Consider the following 17909-nt stretch of genomic DNA (forward strand, 5'->3'; position numbering starts at 1 on the left):
CACGCACCGGAGCGGACCGGGCGATCGCCTACCATCACCCCCGTGACCGTCAAAGCCGTAATCACCGACTGGGGAGGCGTCCTCACCTCCCCGCTGAACGACGCGATCGCCACCTGGCTCGCCGCCGACCGCATCGACGCCGACCGCTACCGCACGGTGATGCGCGCGTGGGTCAAGCAGGCCTACGACGGCGGCGGCCCCAACCCGATCCACGGGCTGGAGGACGGCACCCTCGCCCCCGCGGAGTTCGAGCGCCTGCTCGCCGCCGAACTGCTGACCGTCGAGGGCGAACCGGTCGCCGCCGCCGGACTGATCGCCCGCATGTTCGGCGCGTTCTCCCCGGTCGAACCCATGTACGAGGCGCTGCGCGCCGCCCGCACCCTCGGCACGCGCACCGCCCTCCTGTCGAACTCCTGGGGCAACGAGTACCCCCGCGACCTGTTCGCCGACCTGTTCGACGCCGTCGTGATCTCCTGCGAGGTCGGCATGCGCAAGCCCGACGAGCGCATCTTCCGGCACGCCCTCGACCTCCTCGAACTCGACGCCGCCGAGTGCGTCTTCATCGACGACATCGAGCACAACATCAAGGCCGCCGAGACGATCGGCATCCACGGCATCCTGCACACCGCGCCCGACACCACCATCGCCGAACTGCGATCCCTGAACCTCCTCCCGTAACCGCCCCGACGCCACCAGCTCAGCGGCCCCACCCGCCACAGCCCCCGCCCCGCCGGTGCCGGCGGGTCGGGCTGGATCGTCGTCGTGGGCGGTTTCGGTGGTCGGGGCCTCCGCGGCGGTCGCCTCGGATCGCCGACCGGCGGGTCGGTGGTGCGGAGTTCTCGCTGTGGTCGCCGCTACCGTCGGGGCCGGAGGTTCGGTGGTCGGTGGGGCGTTCTGCTGGGTCGGGGTGGGTCGTTGTTGTGGGCGGTTTCGGTGGTCGGGTTTTCTGCGGCGGTCGTCTCGGACCGTCGACCGGCGGGTCGGTGGTGCGGAGTTCTCGCTGTGGTCGCCGCTACCGTCGGGGCCGGAGGTTCGGTGGTCGGTGGGGCGTTCTGCTGGGTCGGGGTGGGTCGTTGTTGTGGGCGGTTTCGGTGGTCGGGTTTTCTGCGGCGGTCGTCTCGGATCGCCGACCGGCGGGTCGGTGGTGGGGAGTGCTCGCTGTGGTCGCCCGACCGGCAACGCGGGCGGCTTTGGCGGTCGGCGGGGACTCGGGCCGGCCGGTGGAGAGGATCGGTGAGGTCGGGGGCGGTGCGTCCCGTGGGGGAGCGGGCGGCCGTCTGGCACACTTGTCGGCAATCATGCGCGTCTACCTGCCCAGCACGCTCGCACTCCTCGCCGGCGTCCACGAATCCCGGGAGATCGGTCCCGCGCCGCTCCCCGCGCACGCCGTGACGCCCGCGCTGCGCGAGTGGTACGCGGGCGGCGACACCGAAGAGCTGGAGTACGCGGCGCTGACCGCCGCCGCCCGCGCGTCCCTGCGCCTACTCGCCGCGGACCCGTCCGCCCCGCGCCGCCGCGTCGTGCTGGCCGCCGAGATGCCCGACCGGGTCGTCGAGTGGAAGCCCGGCGGCGCGGGCCTCGACGGCGACGACCCGTCACTGGTCCGGCTGACGGCCCCCGTCCCGTGGAAGGACATCGCGTCCGGACACGTGGACGACGCGGACGCCGGGGCCGACGTCCTCGCCGCGGTCGACGCCCTTCCGGCCGCCGACGCCGGGGACGACGACGCCGAGTTCACCGTCGACGGCGCCGAGGGCCACGAACTGCTCTGGTACGCCACCCAGGAACTCCAGCACCTCCTCTGAGCGCGCCGGGGCCGGATCCGCGGATGCCGTCGGGGCGGGCAGAGTCGCGCGCCGCCGAATGACGTCTGCGCGGGCTCGCGGATGCGGTCAACGCGCGTCGGCCTTCAGCTCGTTCAGAACCAGCAGCAGCTCGGAGGCGGTCACCTCGTCGAGGTCACCGAAGCGCACCCCGGAGTCCGTCCAGACGCTGCCGAGGGTCTGCTCGGGCCACTCGCCCGGTGTCATGACCGGGAAGCCGGGCTGCGCGTCGAGGGTGATCGAGAGGCCATCCGGTACGGTCCAGACCATCTCCTCCTGCACGCCCGCGTCCTTCGCTTGGCCGCGCCTCCAGCCGCGCCGCTCCAGGCCCAGCACCATGCCGGTCCGCACGGTGACGCCGCGGACCCGGTCCAGTCTGTTCGCCGCTCGCTCGGCATCGGTCAGCGCATCGACGGGCCGGCCGAGCTGCGGGAACGGCTGCACGATCTCGTAGTCGCCGAACACCTCGGTCCACCTGCCTAGATCGTTCAGGTGCAGGGGATGCGCGATCCGGACGTCGCCGGTTTCGGGCAGTGTCAGGACGTCGTCGTTCTCGTCGGCGAACGTGCGGTCCTCGGCCGGCCGGAACGCGGTGGCCTTGCCGCCTTCCTCGTGGATCCACACCAACCGCTTCACGATGTGCCAGACCAGCGGGTGCCCGGCGAACAGCTCGCGGAACTCCTCGCCCGTCCACCGCCGCTGCTCACACATCGCCCGCTCCATCCGGCGGATCTGCTCCGGGGCGACCGTCCGCACGTCCTTCTTGAGCCCGGCGAAGGCGGCGTACGCGGCGGGCGCCAGCTCCGGGTCGTCCTTGACGCCCGGCTTGGGCAGCGTCTTGCGCGGCTTGCCCGCCTCGTCGGACACGTGCGGTACGAGGCGCTCGTCGAAGCCCACCACGAAGCGGCGGCGCCCGTAGTCCAGCGTCATGCTCCCGGCGGCGTCCAGTCCGAAGTCGGGCACCAGCCGGTCGGCGAGTTGCTCCCCGGTGAGACCGCGTGCCGCCGCGGCCTTGCGCAGGAGCGTGCCCGCCCGGTTCTTGAGCCGCTTGGGCTTGGCCTTGCTCGCGACCAGGTGCAGCTGGATGAGCGCGATATCGGTGTTCGCGCCCGCCAGTACGTCCAGCGCGTCCAGCGGAAGCCGGATGCCGTCCTGCCCGGTCCAGGAGCGCGCCATCGCGCCCAGCCGCCGCGCGGCCTCGTCACCGCCGGTCCAGCCGAGCTGTGCGAGCGCCCAGCCGGCCCGGTCGGTGTCCCCGGACGTACGCCACGTCCCCAGCAGCGTCCACCCGAACTCGAACAGCGATCGCGGCTCCAGGGCGTCCAGCGCCTCCTGGACGCGCGCGGCGGGCCTGCGGCGCGGAGTCGCCTTGGTCAGCGCTTCGACCAGTTGAACGGTCGCCTCCGCGGGCAGCGCCCGTTGCCCGTCCTTGAGCAGGACCTGCGGCAGCATCGCCGCCAGTGCCCGGTTCATCGTCGTGGCCGGCCCCGCCTTGCGCAGTGCCCTGGGCGTCTCGCTCGCGGAAGCCTCCCGCACCCGGGCCGCGCGGACGGCCTCGATCGTCGCCGTCACCGCGTCCCCGACGTCGACCGGCGCCGCGGACCGCGCGCAGTGATGCGCATCCAGCAGACCGGCCGCCATGCGCGCCCGTTCCGAGGTTCCGGCGGTCAGCTCCGCCAGGATCCGGTACGCCCGCAGGGGGAAGCGCTCGATCATCTCGAGCAGGGCGGGCAGCACGTTCCGGTGCCGGAGCCGCGTGGCCAGGTACCGGAACGCGTCGTCGGTCGGGATCACGGCCAGCGCGCCGACGAGCAGCCGACGCACCTCGGGGTCGGTCTCGTCGTCGAGGGCCCACCTCAGGCAGGGGGCCACGGCCGCGCCCGCTCCGTCGATCGCGGTGTAGATCACGCGCGGGTTCCGGGACCAGTCCCCGAACGAGGCCCAATTGCCGGCCGCCTTGACCTGGTCTTCGTCTCCGAGAACGCACCAGAGCAGTTCGGGCGCGGACGTCGCCGGTAGGGGATACGACGGCAGTTCCCGGCAGCACTCCTGCACCCAGTCCCGCTGGGACGGAACCAGGTAGGACACCACCAGTCGCTGCAACGGCTCACGGCGATGGCCCGCCAGCCCCGTGACGACCGCGGCGTGGTCGGCGTCCCCGGCCGCGGCCAGCAACGCCCGCATCCGCTGCCCGGCCGGACCCTCCGCCCACGGCGCCTGGCCGCCGGACCAGCCGTCGCGATCCACCGACCGGGGCCGGTCCGGCCGTTCGTCCCACCCGCTCCAGACCGTCCGTACTCCGTCGATCTCCGCGAACACCCGGGCGGCGAAGGCGAGGCCGTGCTCGGCGATCAGGAAGTCCGCCCAATCCGCATCCGCGTCGCGGAAGACATCGTCTCGGTTCAGGCGCCCCACGGATCTGTATCGCGGCCTCTCCCGGACGTCCGCCTCCAGTGCCGCGATCGCCGCGGCCCCCGAAACGTCGGCCTCCCCGCGCAGGTAGGCGCGGGCCGACTCGGCAAGCCCGACGTCGCTCTCCTCGTGGGCGAGCACCGCGTCGATGGCGGGCCGCGAGGCCGCCACGGCGGCGCGGACCGTCTCGATCGCGCCGGGCCGCAGGGCGGGCGGGAGGACGGGCGTACGGCCGCCGCGCCGAGGCAGCAGCGCCTGCCGCCACGCCTCGGGCAGGACCAGAACATTCTCGTCGGCGTCGCTGCTTTCCATACCCGCGAACGCTAGAGCGGTCGTCCGACTTTTCGCGTGAAGTATCCGAAGTTCGTCAGTCCTTCCCGTGCCTCGCCGCAGGAGTCGGGCATCGTCGCCGAGTACACCGGCCCGTCGCGGTGAGAGAGCGTCCGCGAGATGTTCCGCGCCGCGTTGTGGCGGTTCGCGTCGGCCGCGCGGCCCCCATGCCGGCGGGGGAGGGCAGGCGTTAGGGCGGGGACGAAGGGGTAGGTCCCGGCACATCGACGCCGTTGTCGGACTTCGCGGGAGCATCGCATGGACGCCGTCACCACCGTCCCCGTCCCGGTGAACGAGCCGGTCAAAGGGCACGCCCCGGGCAGCCCCGAACGGGTCGCCCTGGAAGCCAGGATCAAGGAGCTCGGCGGGACGGAGACCGAGCTGCCGATGACGATCGGGGGCGAGCGGCGGATGGGGGCGGGGGAGCCCATCGCCGTCGTGGAACCGCACGATCACGGGCACGTCCTCGGGCGGATGGGGGACGCCGCGGAGGCCGATGTGGCCGAGGCGGTCGCGGCGGCGCGGGAGGCCGCGCCCGGGTGGCGCGCCATGTCGTTCGACGATCGGGCGGCGATCTTCCTGCGGGCGGCCGACCTGCTGGCCGGCCCGTGGCGGTCGACGCTGAACGCGGCGACGATCCTCGGGCAGTCCAAGTCGGTCCAGCAGGCCGAGATCGACGCGGCGTGCGAGCTGATCGACTTCTGGCGGTTCAACGTCGCCTACGCCCGCCAGATCCACGAGATGCAGCCGATCTCGTCGCCGGGCGTGTGGAACCGGATGGAGTACCGGCCGCTGGAGGGGTTCGTCCTGGCCATCACCCCGTTCAACTTCTCCGCGATCGCGGGGAACCTGCCCACGGCGCCGGTGCTGATGGGGAACGTCGTCGTCTGGAAACCGTCGCCGACGCAGCAGCTCGCGGCGCACTTCACCATGCGGCTGCTCGAGGCGGCGGGGCTGCCGCCCGGAGTCGTCAACATGGTGACCGGGAACGGGCGGGCGGTGTCGGACGTGGCGCTGCGGCAGCCCGATCTGGCGGGGCTGCACTTCACCGGGTCCGTCCGGACGTTCCAGGGGCTCTGGCGGACGATCGGCGAGAACATCGCCGGGTACCGGGGATATCCGCGGATCGTCGGCGAGACCGGAGGCAAGGACTTCGTGGTCGCGCATCCCTCGGCCGATCCGGCGGTGCTCAAGACCGCGCTGGTGCGGGGCGCGTTCGAGTACCAGGGGCAGAAGTGCTCGGCGGCCTCCCGGGCGTACGTGCCGCGGTCGGTCTGGGACCGGATGCGCGACGGGTTCTGCGCCGAGACCGAGTCGCTGACGATGGGCGACGTGGGCGCGGACCTGTCGACGTTCATGGGCGCGGTCATCGACGACCGGGCGTTCGCGAAGCACCGTGCGGCGATCGAACGGGCCCGCGCGATCGACTCGATGAAGATCATCGTCGGGGGCGAACTGGACGACTCGCGCGGCTACTTCGTGCGTCCCACGGTGCTGGAGTCGGCCGATCCGACCGACGAGATCTTCACGACCGAGTACTTCGGTCCGATCCTCGGTGTGCACGTCTACGACGACGCCGACTACGACCGCGTGCTGCGGCAGATGGAGGGCGTCTCGGAGTACGGGCTCACCGGCGCGATCGTGGCCGAGGACCGGGCGGCGATCGCCGCCGCCACCGAGGCGCTCCGGTTCGCCGCCGGGAACTTCTACATCAACGACAAGCCGACCGGGTCGATCGTCGGGCAGCAGCCCTTCGGCGGCGCGCGGGCGAGCGGGACCAACGACAAGGCCGGGTCCGTCTTCAACCTGACCCGGTGGACCAGCGCGCGTGTCATCAAGGAGTCGTTCGTCCCGCCGACGGACCACCGTTACCCGCACATGGGGCCCTGACCGTCCGGTTGCCAGGAGCGCCCGGGAGGGCCGACGATAAGGGCGCCCACCGCGCCGGGCCCGCCCGAGCGCTCCTCCGACGATCATGGGAACGGGATGTCGACGCTGAACCGGCTGGTGCTGTGGAACATCGATCACACGCTGGTCGACGTCGGGCGGATCACCCGCGAGGCCTACGCCGAGGCGTTCCAGGCGACCGTCGGACGCTCGCTGCTGCGGCTCGCGCCCACCCCGGGGCGGACCGAGTCCGAGATCGTGTTCGAGACGCTCGCGTTCAACGACGTCGTCACCACCGACGACCATCTGCCGCCCTTCATCGACGCGCTGACCCGGGCGTTCGCGGCCCGGCGAGCCGGGCTGCGAGAGCACGGCCGGGTGCTGGCCGGGGCCCGGGAAGCCGTGGACGCCCTCGCGCGGACGCCCGGCGTCGTGCAGTCCGTCCTCACGGGGTCCGTCAGGGCGAACGCGGTGCTGAAGGTCACCGAGCTCGAGCTCGCCGGGTACCTCGACCTGGACGCCGGCGGCTACGAGGACGGCGTCTACAGCAAGGCCGCCCTCCTCGAACTCGCGCGGTCCCGCGCGGGCGACCGGCACGGCGTCGCGTTCCCGGAGCGCGCCACCGTGTACATCGCGGACTCTCCCCGCGACGTGCAGGCCGCGCGCATCGCGGGCTCGCCGATCATCGCCGTCGCGACCGGCAGCGCCACCGAGGCGGAGCTGCGCGCGGCGGGCGCCGACGCCGTCCTGCCCACGCTCGCCGACACCGCCGCCGTCATGAACGCCGTGGGAGCTTTGACTGGTTCCTGACATCCCGAGCCTCCTCTTCCGATGACCCCAGTGTCGGCGGCCCCGTTTCGCGCGGAACCGGAAATCGATCCTGTGGATAACCCCGGTGGTGGGCTGCGCGAACATGATCGGGAACGGCGGCGTGTGGGCCACCCGGATTGTGCGTGACCTGCGGCGAGACTGGCGGCGCTGAGGTTGCGCAGGTCGTGGCGCGCGACGAATATGGGGAGCGCCGTGTGGCCGGGACGCGGCGGAGAGGTGGAGAGATGTCGGGTGAGCACACCGTCGCCGAGGGCGCGCCGCTCTGGGAACCGTCCGAGCGGGTCGTCGCGAACGCGCGGGTGACGCACTTCGTCCACTGGCTGTGGGACCGGGGCGTCCTCACCGAGACCTACGACGACCTGTGGCGCTGGTCGGTCACCGAGGTCGACGCCTTCTGGGACGCGATCTGGACGTACTTCGACGTCGTCGGGGAGCGCGGCGACGGGCCCGTCCGCACCGGCGGCCCGATGCCCGTGGACGGCCTGCGCTGGTTCCCCGGCACGACGCTGAACTACGCCGCCAACGCCCTCCGCCGCGCCGGGGAGACCCCGGACGACACCGCGGTGATCTTCCGGTCGGAGGCGGGCGGGCACCGCGTCCTGTCCTACCGCGAGCTGGCGCTGCACGTCGCCGAGGTCCGCGCGGGCCTCGCCGACCTCGGCGTCGGCAAGGGAGACCGGGTCGCCGCCTACATCCCGAACATCCCCGAGGCGCTGATCTGCTTCCTCGCCACGGCCTCGCTCGGCGCGATCTGGTCGTCGTGCTCGCCGGACTTCGGATCGTCCTCCGTCATCGACCGGTTCGCGCAGATCGAGCCGAAGGTCCTCATCGCCGTCGACGGCTACGCCTACAACGGCAGGACGTTCGACCGCCGCGACACCGTCCGCGAGATCGAGGCCGAGCTCCCCACGCTCGCCGCGACCGTGCTCGTCCCCTACCTCGACCCGGCCGCGACGCCCGACGGCCTCCGCGCCGGCGTCCACTACGCGGACCTGCCGCGGTCCGGCCACGACACCCTCGAGTTCGAACCCGTCCCGTTCGACCACCCCCTCTGGGTCGTCTACTCGTCCGGGACGACCGGGCTGCCGAAGCCGATCGTGCACGGGCACGGCGGCGTCGTCCTCGAGCACCTCAAGGCGCTGTCGTTCCACCAGGACGTCGGGTCCGGCGACGTGTTCTTCTGGTACACGACGACCGGCTGGATGATGTGGAACTACCTGATGGGCGGTCTCCTCGTCGGGTCCACCATCGTCATGTACGACGGCGCCCCCCTCGACCTGTGGAAACTCGCCGCCGAAAACGGCGTCACCTATATGGGCGTCGGTGCCCCGTACATCACCGCGTCCGCGAAGGAGGGACGCCGTCCCGGCGAGGAACTCGACCTGTCGGCGCTGCGCGGCATCGGGTCCACCGGCTCGCCGCTCCCGCCCGAGGGCTTCGGCTGGGTCTACGACGCCGTGGCCCGCGACATCCTCCTCGGCTCGTTCTCCGGCGGCACCGACCTGTGCACCGGCTTCGTCGGCCCGTCCCCCCTGCTGCCGCTGCGCGCCGGGGTGATCCAGTGCCGCGGGCTCGGCGCCAAGGTCGAGGCCTACGGCGACAAGGGCGACCCCGTGATCGACGAGGTCGGCGAGCTCGTCATCACCGAGCCCATGCCGTCGATGCCGGTCTTCTTCTGGAACGACGAGAACGACGCCCGCTACCGCGACTCGTACTTCGACATGTACCCGGGCGTCTGGCGGCACGGCGACTGGCTCAAGATCCTCCCGGACGGCGGCTGCGTTATCTACGGCCGCTCCGACTCGACCCTCAACCGCGGCGGCGTCCGCATGGGCACGTCCGACTTCTACCGCGTGGTCGAGGCGTTCGACGAGATCACCGACAGCCTCGTCATCGACACCGGCCGGCTCGGCCAGGAGGGCCGGCTGCTCCTCTACGTCCAGCTCGCCCCGGACGCGGCCCTCGACGACGACCTGCTGAACCGGCTCAAGCGCGAACTCCGTTCGGCGCTCTCGCCCCGGCACGTCCCGGACGAGGTCCACGCCGTCCCCGGGATCCCCCGCACCCTCTCGGGCAAGAAGCTGGAGGTGCCGGTCCGCAAGATCCTGCAGGGCACCCCCGTCGAGCAGGCCGCCAACCGCGACTCCATGGCCAATCCGGAGGTCCTGTCCCACTTCACGAGCTGATCGCGGACGCGCGAGCCGAATGATCTCGCGGTGTGTCGGTGATCGGCACTAAGGTAAGACCCTGCTCATACGTGTCCGATCGGAAGCACTGGGCCAGAATGCACCGAATGCGGTCAACTTCCCGCCCGACTCGGACGTCACACTGACACGCCGGCCTGCGTCGATCGGCCGGCGGTCCGCCGCTCGACCCGGGCGATCAGGAGAGGGACGGTTCCACGCATGGAGATTGGGGCGCTGCGATCCGGTGATCCGGAGCGGCTCGGTTCCTACGCCCTGATCGGCCGGGTGGGCGAAGGCGGCCAGGGCACGGTCTACCTCGGCGAGGACGAGGACGGCCGGCAGGTCGCGATCAAGCTGCTGCACGCCGAACTCGAAGAGGACGACAAGGCGCGCGCCCGGTTCCTGCGCGAGCTCGACGTCGCCAAGCAGGTCGCGCCGTTCTGCACCGCCCAGGTGATCGACGCGGACGCGACCGGCGAGCGGCCGTACATCGTCAGCGAGTACGTCCCCGGCCCGTCGCTGAACCAGCACGTCCTCAAGGACGGACCGCTGGAGGGGGCGGCTCTCGACCGGCTCGCGGTCGGCACCGCGACGGCACTGGCCGCCATCCACCAGGCGGAGATCATCCACCGCGACTTCAAGCCGCACAACGTGCTGCTCGGTCCGGACGGCCCGCGCGTGATCGACTTCGGGGTGGCCCGCGCGATGGCGGGCAGCACCACCCTGACCAGCCGGGTGATCGGCACGCCGTCCTACATGTCGCCCGAGCAGATCGGCGGCGACGAGGTCGGCGCCCCCTCGGACGTCTTCTGCTGGGCGGCCACGCTCGTGTTCGCCGCCACCGGCGAGCCGCCGTTCGGCCAGGACACCATCCCCGCGGTGATCAACCGCATCCTGCACGAGGACCCCGATCTCGGCGATCTGGACGGCGCCCTCCGCGACCTCGTCGCCGACTGCCTCGGCAAGGAGCCGGAGCTGCGGCCCACGGCCCGGCAGGTGCTGATGCGGCTGCTCGGCCACGAGGAGGCCGCCGCGCCCGTCCCGGTCGCCGTGCCCGACGAGGCCGACGACCCCGAGGCGACCGCGATGCTCGCCGCCGGGTCCGTCCGCGCCGCCGAGGAACCGTCGGACGTCGCGGACGGCCCCGCGGACGATCCCGTCCGGACGGGCGATCTCGACCGCACCCAGGCCGTCCCCGCCTCCGCTGTCCCGGCCGCCGCCCCCGGCCGCGGACGCCCCACGGTGCGGCAGCTCGCCGAGCACTCCGGCCGCTCGGCCGTGCTGGCCGGCGTCGCCGCGCTGTTCGTGGCGATCGTGGTCGTGTCCTCGGTGATGATCTTCAGCTCGGGCGACAACGGCAAGGCCGGCGAGCATGTCGGCGACCCGACCGTCCCGCCGATGTCGGACAGCGGCACCCCGTCCCTGACGGTCCCGACGACGACGGAGCCCGTGGACCCGGCCCCCGAGAGCCCCACCTACGCGCCCGACCCGTCCTACGATCCGTCCTACCCCGGCTCCCCGACCCCGAGCGGCTCGCCGAGTCCCAGCGACAGCCCGACCCCCGACCCCACGCCGTCCGACGAGCCCACGGACACGCCGACGACCAGCGAGCCCCCGCCCAGCACCGGCGACCCGGACCCGCCCACCGACCCCGTGGACCCGCCGACCGAGGACACCGGCGACACCACCGGCGCCTGACTCCCGCCGTCCCCAGGACACCGGCCCGCCGCGGCACCCCGCTCCCGATCAGGCTTCGGACGCGCCTCCGACCGCCCGCTGGTCTCGCGCCCGAAGGCTCGACGGGACGGTCCCGAACGCCGTTCGCAGAATCTCGCCGCGTCCGGAACCGTCCTGTCCACCGCAACCGACGGGGCGAGGCCCGCGAACATCCAGCGACGTGCAAGCGGGGTGTAGTCGCGAAAAGCACGACCTTCACGAACCCCCTGGGGCACCCACCCCCGCCATCACCCCAACCGAAGCGGACCGGAACCGCTGCGATTGCGAGCGAAGCCAGATTCGAGCCTGCGAGAATCTGATCGCGCAGCGAGCCCCTAGGGCGAGTCGGAGCGATGCAGCAATCGCACCGCAAGGCCCGCCGAAGGAAGGCCGCCTGGCGGCCTGACGCCAAGGGCCTTGCAAACAAGCACGTGTGCAATGCCACGTTCGGGCAACGGGTTGGCAGGTCAACTTTGGGGTGTTTTCCTGGCTACGCTGGCGCGTGAGAAGCGCCACAACGGGGTGGCGGAGTCTCTAAGGGGAGTTGTTGATGGGCGGCAGGCTCGACCAGGCGAAGGACGATCTCCTCCGGAGGGCCGCTGAGACGTGCGTCCAGCGTCCGGGGGCCCGCGGGGGCGATGTTGAGGAGGCCCTCGCCTACCTCCGGCTCTACTACCGGCACGTGGCGCCGGAGGATCTGCTGGAGCGGGACCCGGCGGACGTCTGCGGCCCCGCGATGGCGCACCGGCTGCTCGCCGAGGAGCGGCCGCAGGGACGGCCGAAGGTGCGGGTGTTCACGCCGACGGTCGAGGAGCACGGCTGGGACCCGGGGCACACGGTCGTGCAGGTGGTCACCGACGACATGCCGTTCCTCGTCGACTCGGTGACGATGGAGCTCGCGCGGCACCAGCTGGCCGTGCATCTGGTCGTGCACCCGCTGCTCGGGGTGGACCGGGACGTCGCCGGGCACATGAACGGGTTCCGCGGGAAGCTCGACATGCCCACCGACATCGACGAGTCGTGGATGTACATCGAGGTGGACCGGACGAGCGACCGGGCGCTGCTGGAGGGGCTCGAGAAGGATCTGCTGCGGATCCTGCAGGACGTGCGGGTCGCGTTCGAGGACGGTCCCAAGATGCGGGCGCGCGCGGGAGAGATCGCGGACGCGGTCCGCGGGGACGGGCCCGAGCTGCCGGAGAAGGAGCTGGCCGAGGGCGTCGAGCTGCTGGACTGGCTGGCCGACGGGCACTTCACGTTCCTCGGGTACCGCGACTACACGCTGGTCGAGGACGGGACGGCGCTGCGGCCGGAGCCCGGGACGGGGCTCGGCATCCTGCGCGACGACACCCGCGAGTCCCGCAGTTTCGCGGCGCTGCCGCCGGAGGTGCGGGAGAAGGCCACCGAGAAGCGGCTGCTGGTGCTGACGAAGGCGAACTCGCGTTCGACCGTCCACCGCCCGCTGTACCTCGACTACATCGGGGTGAAGAAGTTCGACGCGTCCGGTGAAGTGGTGGGGGAGCGCCGGTTCCTCGGCCTGTTCACGCACGTCGCCTACAGCGAGTCGATCGCGCACGTCCCGGTCCTCAAGAGCAAGCGCGACGAGGTGTTGGACCGATCCGGGTTCCCGCGCGACAGCTACGACGGGCAGGACCTCATCGAGGTGCTGGAAGGCTACCCGCGGGACGAGCTGTTCCAGATCTCGGTCGACGACCTGCTGGGCATCGCGCTCGGGGTGCTGCGGCTGCGGGACCGCCGGCAGCTCCGGCTGTTCCTGCGCAAGGACATGTACGGCCGGTTCATGTCGTGCATGGTGTACCTGCCGCGCGACCGGTACACGACGAAGGTGCGGCTGCGGATCCAGGGGATCCTGAAGGAGGCGTTCGAGGGCGTCACCGTCGACTACAGCGCGAACGTCACCGAGTCGCTGCTGGCGCGCCTGCACGTGGTCGTGCGGGGCGAGCGGGGCCGTCCGCTGCCCGACGTGGACGTCGACGACCTGGAGGCCCGGGTGGCCGCGGCGACCCGGTCGTGGTCGGACGACCTGGCCGACGCGGTCGTCGAGCTGTTCGGCGAGGAGCGGTCGGGGAACCTGTCGCGGCGGTTCGCCGACGCGTTCCCCGAGGGGTACAAGGCGGACTTCCCGGCCCGGACGGCGGTCGCGGACCTGCGGTTCCTCGAGGAGCTCGGACCGGACGCCGACACGTCCATCAACCTGTACGAGCCGTTCGGCGCGGAGCACGGCGAGCGGCGGCTGAAGATCTACCGGCTGGGCGAGCCGATCTCGCTGTCGCGGGTGCTGCCGCTGCTGCAGAACATGGGCGTGGAGGTCGTCGACGAGCGGCCCTACGAGATCGGCACCGACGACGGCAACCGGTACTGGATCTACGACCTGGGCCTGCGGTACGCGCCGTCCCCGGACGTGCCCGAGGAGTCGGTCAAGGAGCTGTTCCAGGACGCCTTCCGCGCCCTGTGGCGCGGCGAGATCGAGAACGACGGGTTCAACGCGCTGGTCCTGCACGTGGGGCTGACCTTCCGGGAAGCGATGATCCTGCGCGCGTACGCGCTGTACCAGCGGCAGGCGGGCACGACGTTCTCCAAGCGGTACGTCGAGCAGGTGCTGCTGCGGAACGCGTCGATCACGCGGCTGCTGGTGCGGCTGTGGGAGAGCCGCCTCGACCCGTCCCTGGCGGGCGGGGAGGACGAGCGCAGCCTCGGCATCACCGAGGAGCTGCAGGGCAAGCTCGACGAGGTCGCGAGCCTCGACGAGGACCGGATCCTGCGCGCGTACCTGGCGATGATCCAGGCGACGCTGCGCACGAACCACTACCAGCGCCGGCCGTACCTGGCGCTGAAGCTGGACCCCGAGCGCATCCCGGACCTGCCCGAGCCGCGCCCGATGTACGAGATCTTCGTGTACTCGCCGTCGGTCGAGGGCGTGCACCTGCGGTACGGGGCGGTGGCGCGCGGCGGGCTGCGCTGGTCGGACCGCCGCGAGGACTTCCGCACCGAGATCCTCGGCCTGGTGAAGGCGCAGGCCGTGAAGAACACGGTGATCGTCCCGGCGGGCGCGAAGGGCGGCTTCGTCGGCAAGCAGCTCCCGGACCCGGCCGTGGACCGGGAGGCGTACCAGCAGGCCGGGATCGCCTGCTACAAGGACTTCATCTCCGGCCTGCTCGACGTGACCGACAACCTGGTGGACGGCAAGGTGGTGCCGCCGCCGGACGTCGTGCGGCACGACGGCGACGACACCTACCTGGTCGTCGCGGCGGACAAGGGCACCGCGACGTTCTCCGACATCGCGAACGGGGTCGCGGCCGAGTACGGGTTCTGGCTCGGGGACGCGTTCGCGTCGGGCGGGTCGGTCGGCTACGACCACAAGGCGATGGGCATCACGGCCCGCGGCGCGTGGGAGTCGGTGCGCTACCACTTCCGGTCGCTCGGCAAGGACACGCAGGCCGAGGACTTCACGGTCGTCGGGATCGGCGACATGTCCGGGGACGTGTTCGGCAACGGGATGCTGCTGTCGGAGCACATCCGGCTGGTCGCCGCGTTCGACCACCGGCACATCTTCCTCGACCCGGACCCGGACGCCGCCGTGTCGTTCGGCGAGCGGCGGCGGCTGTTCGAGCTGCCGCGCAGCACGTGGGACGACTACGACACGTCGCTGATCTCCAAGGGCGGCGGCGTCTTCCCGCGCACCGTCAAGTCCATCAAGATCACCCCGCCGGTCCGGGCGGCGCTCGGCATCGAGGACGGCGTGCTCGCGCTGACCCCGTACGAGCTGATCCGGGCGATCCTGCGGGCGCCGGTCGACCTGCTGTGGAACGGCGGCATCGGCACCTACGTCAAGGGCTCGCTGGAGACGAACGACTCGGTCGGCGACAAGGCGAACGACTCGGTGCGGGTGGACGGTGCGGAGCTGCGCTGCCGCGTCGTCGGCGAGGGCGGCAACCTGGGGTTGACGCAGCTGGCCCGGATCGAGTTCGCCCGCAGCGGTTCGAACGGGCAGGGCGGCCTCGTCAACACCGACTTCATCGACAACTCCGCCGGTGTGGACACCTCGGACCACGAGGTCAACATCAAGATCCTGCTCGACCAGGCGGTCCGCGACGGGGAGCTGACCGGCAAGCAGCGCGACACCCTGCTGTACGAGATGACCGACGAGGTCGGACGGCTCGTCCTGCGCGACAACTACGCGCAGAACGTCGTGCTCGAGGCGTCCCGCGCGCAGGCCCCGGCGATGCTGCACGTCCACGCCCGGCACATGCGGAAGCTGGAGCGGGACGGGCGGCTGAACCGGCACCTGGAGTTCCTGCCGGGGCACAAGGCGATCGCGGAGCGGCGGCAGTCCGCGCTGGGGCTGACCGGGCCCGAGTTCTCGGTGCTGCTGGCGTACGCGAAGCTGGCGCTGGACGCCGAGGTCATCGTCTCCGACCTGGCCGACGACCCGTACCTGGAGTCGTGGCTCGTCGACTACTTCCCGACGCCGCTGCGGGAGCGGTTCCGCCCGCACATGGACCGGCACCCGCTGCGCCGCCAGATCATCACCACCGCGGTGGTGAACGACCTGGTCAACAACTCCGGCTCCACGTTCGTGTTCCGGATGAACGAGGAGACGGGCGCGTCGTCGTCCGACATCGCCCGCGCCTACCTGGTGGCCCGCGACGTGTTCGACATGCCGCGGTTCTGGGCGTCGGTGGAGGGCCTGACGCGGCAGGTCGACCAGTCCACGCAGATCGCGATGCTGCTGGAGGCGCGGAAGCTGACCGAGCGCGGCGCCCGCTGGCTGCTGCACAACCGGCGGCCCCCGTTCGACATCCAGGAGACGATCGACTTCTTCGGCGGCGGTGCCGCGACGCTCAGCGCGCAGCTGCCCAAGCTGCTCACCGGGCAGGACCTCGCGGCGTTCGAGCAGCGCCGCGACGGGTTCGCCGAGCGGGGCGTCCCCGGGGAACTGGCCGAGCAGTGCGCGATGCTCGTCGCCGCGTACAGCACGTTCGACCTGGTGGGCATCGCGCACGAGACGGGACGCCCGGTCGAGGAGGTCGCCGGGGTGTACTTCGACCTCGCCGAGCGGCTGCAGCTGTCGCGGCTGCGGGAGCGGATCATCGCGCTGCCCCGCGACGACCGGTGGCGCTCGATGGCGCGGTCGGCCCTGCGGGACGACCTGTACGCGGCGCACTCGGCCCTCACCCGGGACGTCCTGGTGACGAGCGAGCCGGGCGCGCGGCCGGAGGAGCGGCTGGTGCACTGGGCCGAGAAGAACAGCACGGCGGTGGACCGCGCCCAGCAGATGCTCGGCGAGATCTGGGAGAGCGACAGCTTCGACCTGGCGACGCTGTCGGTGGCGCTGCGGTCGGTCCGCACGCTCGTGACCAGCAGTTCCCTGCCGCCCGCCGAGTCCTGACCCGCCGGGCGCGCCGCCCCGACGCTCCCGCGCAGGCCGGACGTGACGCGCCGTCCCGTCCGGCCTGCGACGGGACGGGACGGCGCGCACGGCACAATCGAAGGACCCGCCGGGTGCCGGACCGCTCCCGCTGCAGCGGTCGGGAAGAGCGGGACGGCCCGGCACCCGGCGGAGATCAGGGGCCGCGCGAGCCTGCGGCCGCGCGGCGGCCGGCCCTCGCGGCTCGGGTGGCGCCTGCGGTTCAGGCGCCCTTCGCGGCGACGGCCTTGCGGTAGATGCCGGCGACCATGGCGCGGCCGTCCGGCGGGATGACGGCCAGGTACTGCGTGAGGACCGTCGTCCTCAGCTTCGTCCTGACCGACCTGGCCGGGGCGAGCCCGACGAGATCACCGCTTACCGCCAGGCTGCCCCGTTTTGCGGCGGAGTATGCCTCATGCTGCTTCATCGCGTACCAGACGAGCGCGCCGCCGTCCTTCGTGCGCAGCGCGTGCACGCGGTACTCGGCCGGGGCGAACGTGGAGGCCAGCCGCACGCCCTGCCCGGCCAGCGACTTCGTGACCTTCTGCAGCGCGTCGTAGGCCCGCCCGGTGGTCGGACCGTCCGCGAGCGCCGCGGCGCCGGACGCGTCCGGCCCGTCCGTCATCAGCGCGGCGTGCGCCTTCGGGACCTGCGCGGGCGGGACGGGCAGGCCGCCCGCGTCCGGCGCGACCCGTTCGGCGAACCCGTCGTCGTCCAGCTTCACCCGGCCGAGCGCGCCGTCGCCGGGCGCCGGATCGGCGGCCAGGAGCCACGGGCCGCCCGCCCTCTCCTGCGTGAACAGCATCGCGTGGGGCCGCGCGCCCGCCCCCTTCCCGCCGCCCGCGCCCACGACGAACCAGCGCGGGTGGCCCTCCATGCGGGGGATGAGGAAGGTGCTCTTGGCGAAGTCGAGCTTCGGCGGCCGCTGCTCGAGCGCCCGGTACTTGCTGAACATCGCCGCGTCCATGGTCAGCTGGGGGTCGCTCTGGATCGCGGTCAGCGCCCGGCGGTCGAGCTTCTGCCCGGCCCCGTCGGCCGCGGCGGTGTAGGACGCCAGCACCTGTTCGGCCTGCGCCCGGCTCAGCGCCGGCGGCGCCGACGACGCGGCGGACGACGGGCTCTCGCTGCAGCCCGCGACGCCACCGCCCAGCAGGCACGGGACGGTCAGCGCGGCGACGGCCGCGCGTGGACGGGTGCGCGCGGACGCACGGCCGGGCGTGCGTCCTGTCGTGCGTCCGTGCGAGCGTGCGGGCATGCGGTCCCCCGGGTGGAATCGACGAGCTGAGTCCACCCGGAATC

General features: G+C 72.2%; 9 protein-coding genes. 7 read left to right on the forward strand and 2 right to left on the reverse strand.

All coding sequences use genetic code 11. The features are described from left to right. Positions 1–42: 42 nt before the first annotated feature. Both F7P10_RS25855 and F7P10_RS25860 read left to right on the forward strand, forming a co-directional pair. Positions 43–678, forward strand: coding sequence for an HAD family phosphatase (locus tag F7P10_RS25855; protein ID WP_151013017.1), 636 nt, complete (start codon positions 43–45; stop codon positions 676–678). Positions 679–1298: 620 nt separating this feature from the next. Continuing rightward, entirely contained in the window at positions 1299–1805 is a 507-nt protein-coding gene (locus F7P10_RS25860) for a hypothetical protein (RefSeq protein ID WP_151013019.1), read from the forward strand. 87 nt (positions 1806–1892) lie between these two features. Here F7P10_RS25860 and F7P10_RS25865 read toward each other — a convergent pair whose 3' ends face one another. After that, positions 1893–4547, reverse strand: a complete 2655-nt coding sequence (locus F7P10_RS25865; protein ID WP_176611656.1) for a DUF4132 domain-containing protein — start codon at positions 4545–4547, stop codon at positions 1893–1895. A 276-nt stretch (positions 4548–4823) separates the two neighbouring features. On the opposite strand from F7P10_RS25865, the gene pruA reads away from it, so the two are divergent. From pruA to F7P10_RS25890, 5 genes are all read left to right on the forward strand, one after another. Continuing rightward, on the forward strand, positions 4824–6455 hold the full coding sequence (pruA, locus tag F7P10_RS25870) for an L-glutamate gamma-semialdehyde dehydrogenase (RefSeq protein ID WP_151013023.1): 1632 nt from the start codon (positions 4824–4826) through the stop codon (positions 6453–6455). A 96-nt stretch (positions 6456–6551) separates the two neighbouring features. Next, positions 6552–7262 (forward strand): HAD family hydrolase, encoded by a 711-nt coding sequence (locus F7P10_RS25875; protein WP_151013025.1) that lies wholly within the window; start codon positions 6552–6554, stop codon positions 7260–7262. A gap of 245 nt (positions 7263–7507) precedes the next feature. Next, the gene (locus F7P10_RS25880; protein ID WP_151013027.1) at positions 7508–9469 is read left to right on the forward strand and encodes an acetoacetate--CoA ligase; all 1962 of its coding nucleotides are present in this window, start codon (positions 7508–7510) and stop codon (positions 9467–9469) included. Between the two features lie 219 nt (positions 9470–9688). Beyond that, positions 9689–11167: a serine/threonine-protein kinase gene (locus F7P10_RS25885; RefSeq protein WP_151013029.1), complete on the forward strand. Its 1479-nt coding sequence runs from the start codon at positions 9689–9691 to the stop codon at positions 11165–11167. 568 nt (positions 11168–11735) lie between these two features. After that, positions 11736–16592 carry an NAD-glutamate dehydrogenase gene (locus F7P10_RS25890; protein WP_151013031.1) on the forward strand — a complete coding sequence of 1619 codons (4857 nt, stop codon included), beginning with the start codon at positions 11736–11738 and terminating at the stop codon, positions 16590–16592. A gap of 241 nt (positions 16593–16833) precedes the next feature. Here F7P10_RS25890 and F7P10_RS25895 read toward each other — a convergent pair whose 3' ends face one another. Then, entirely contained in the window at positions 16834–17865 is a 1032-nt protein-coding gene (locus F7P10_RS25895) for a hypothetical protein (protein ID WP_151013033.1), read from the reverse strand. Positions 17866–17909 lie beyond the last annotated feature (44 nt).

This window comes from Actinomadura sp. WMMB 499 (assembly GCF_008824145.1).
In the GTDB taxonomy this organism is placed as follows: domain Bacteria; phylum Actinomycetota; class Actinomycetes; order Streptosporangiales; family Streptosporangiaceae; genus Spirillospora.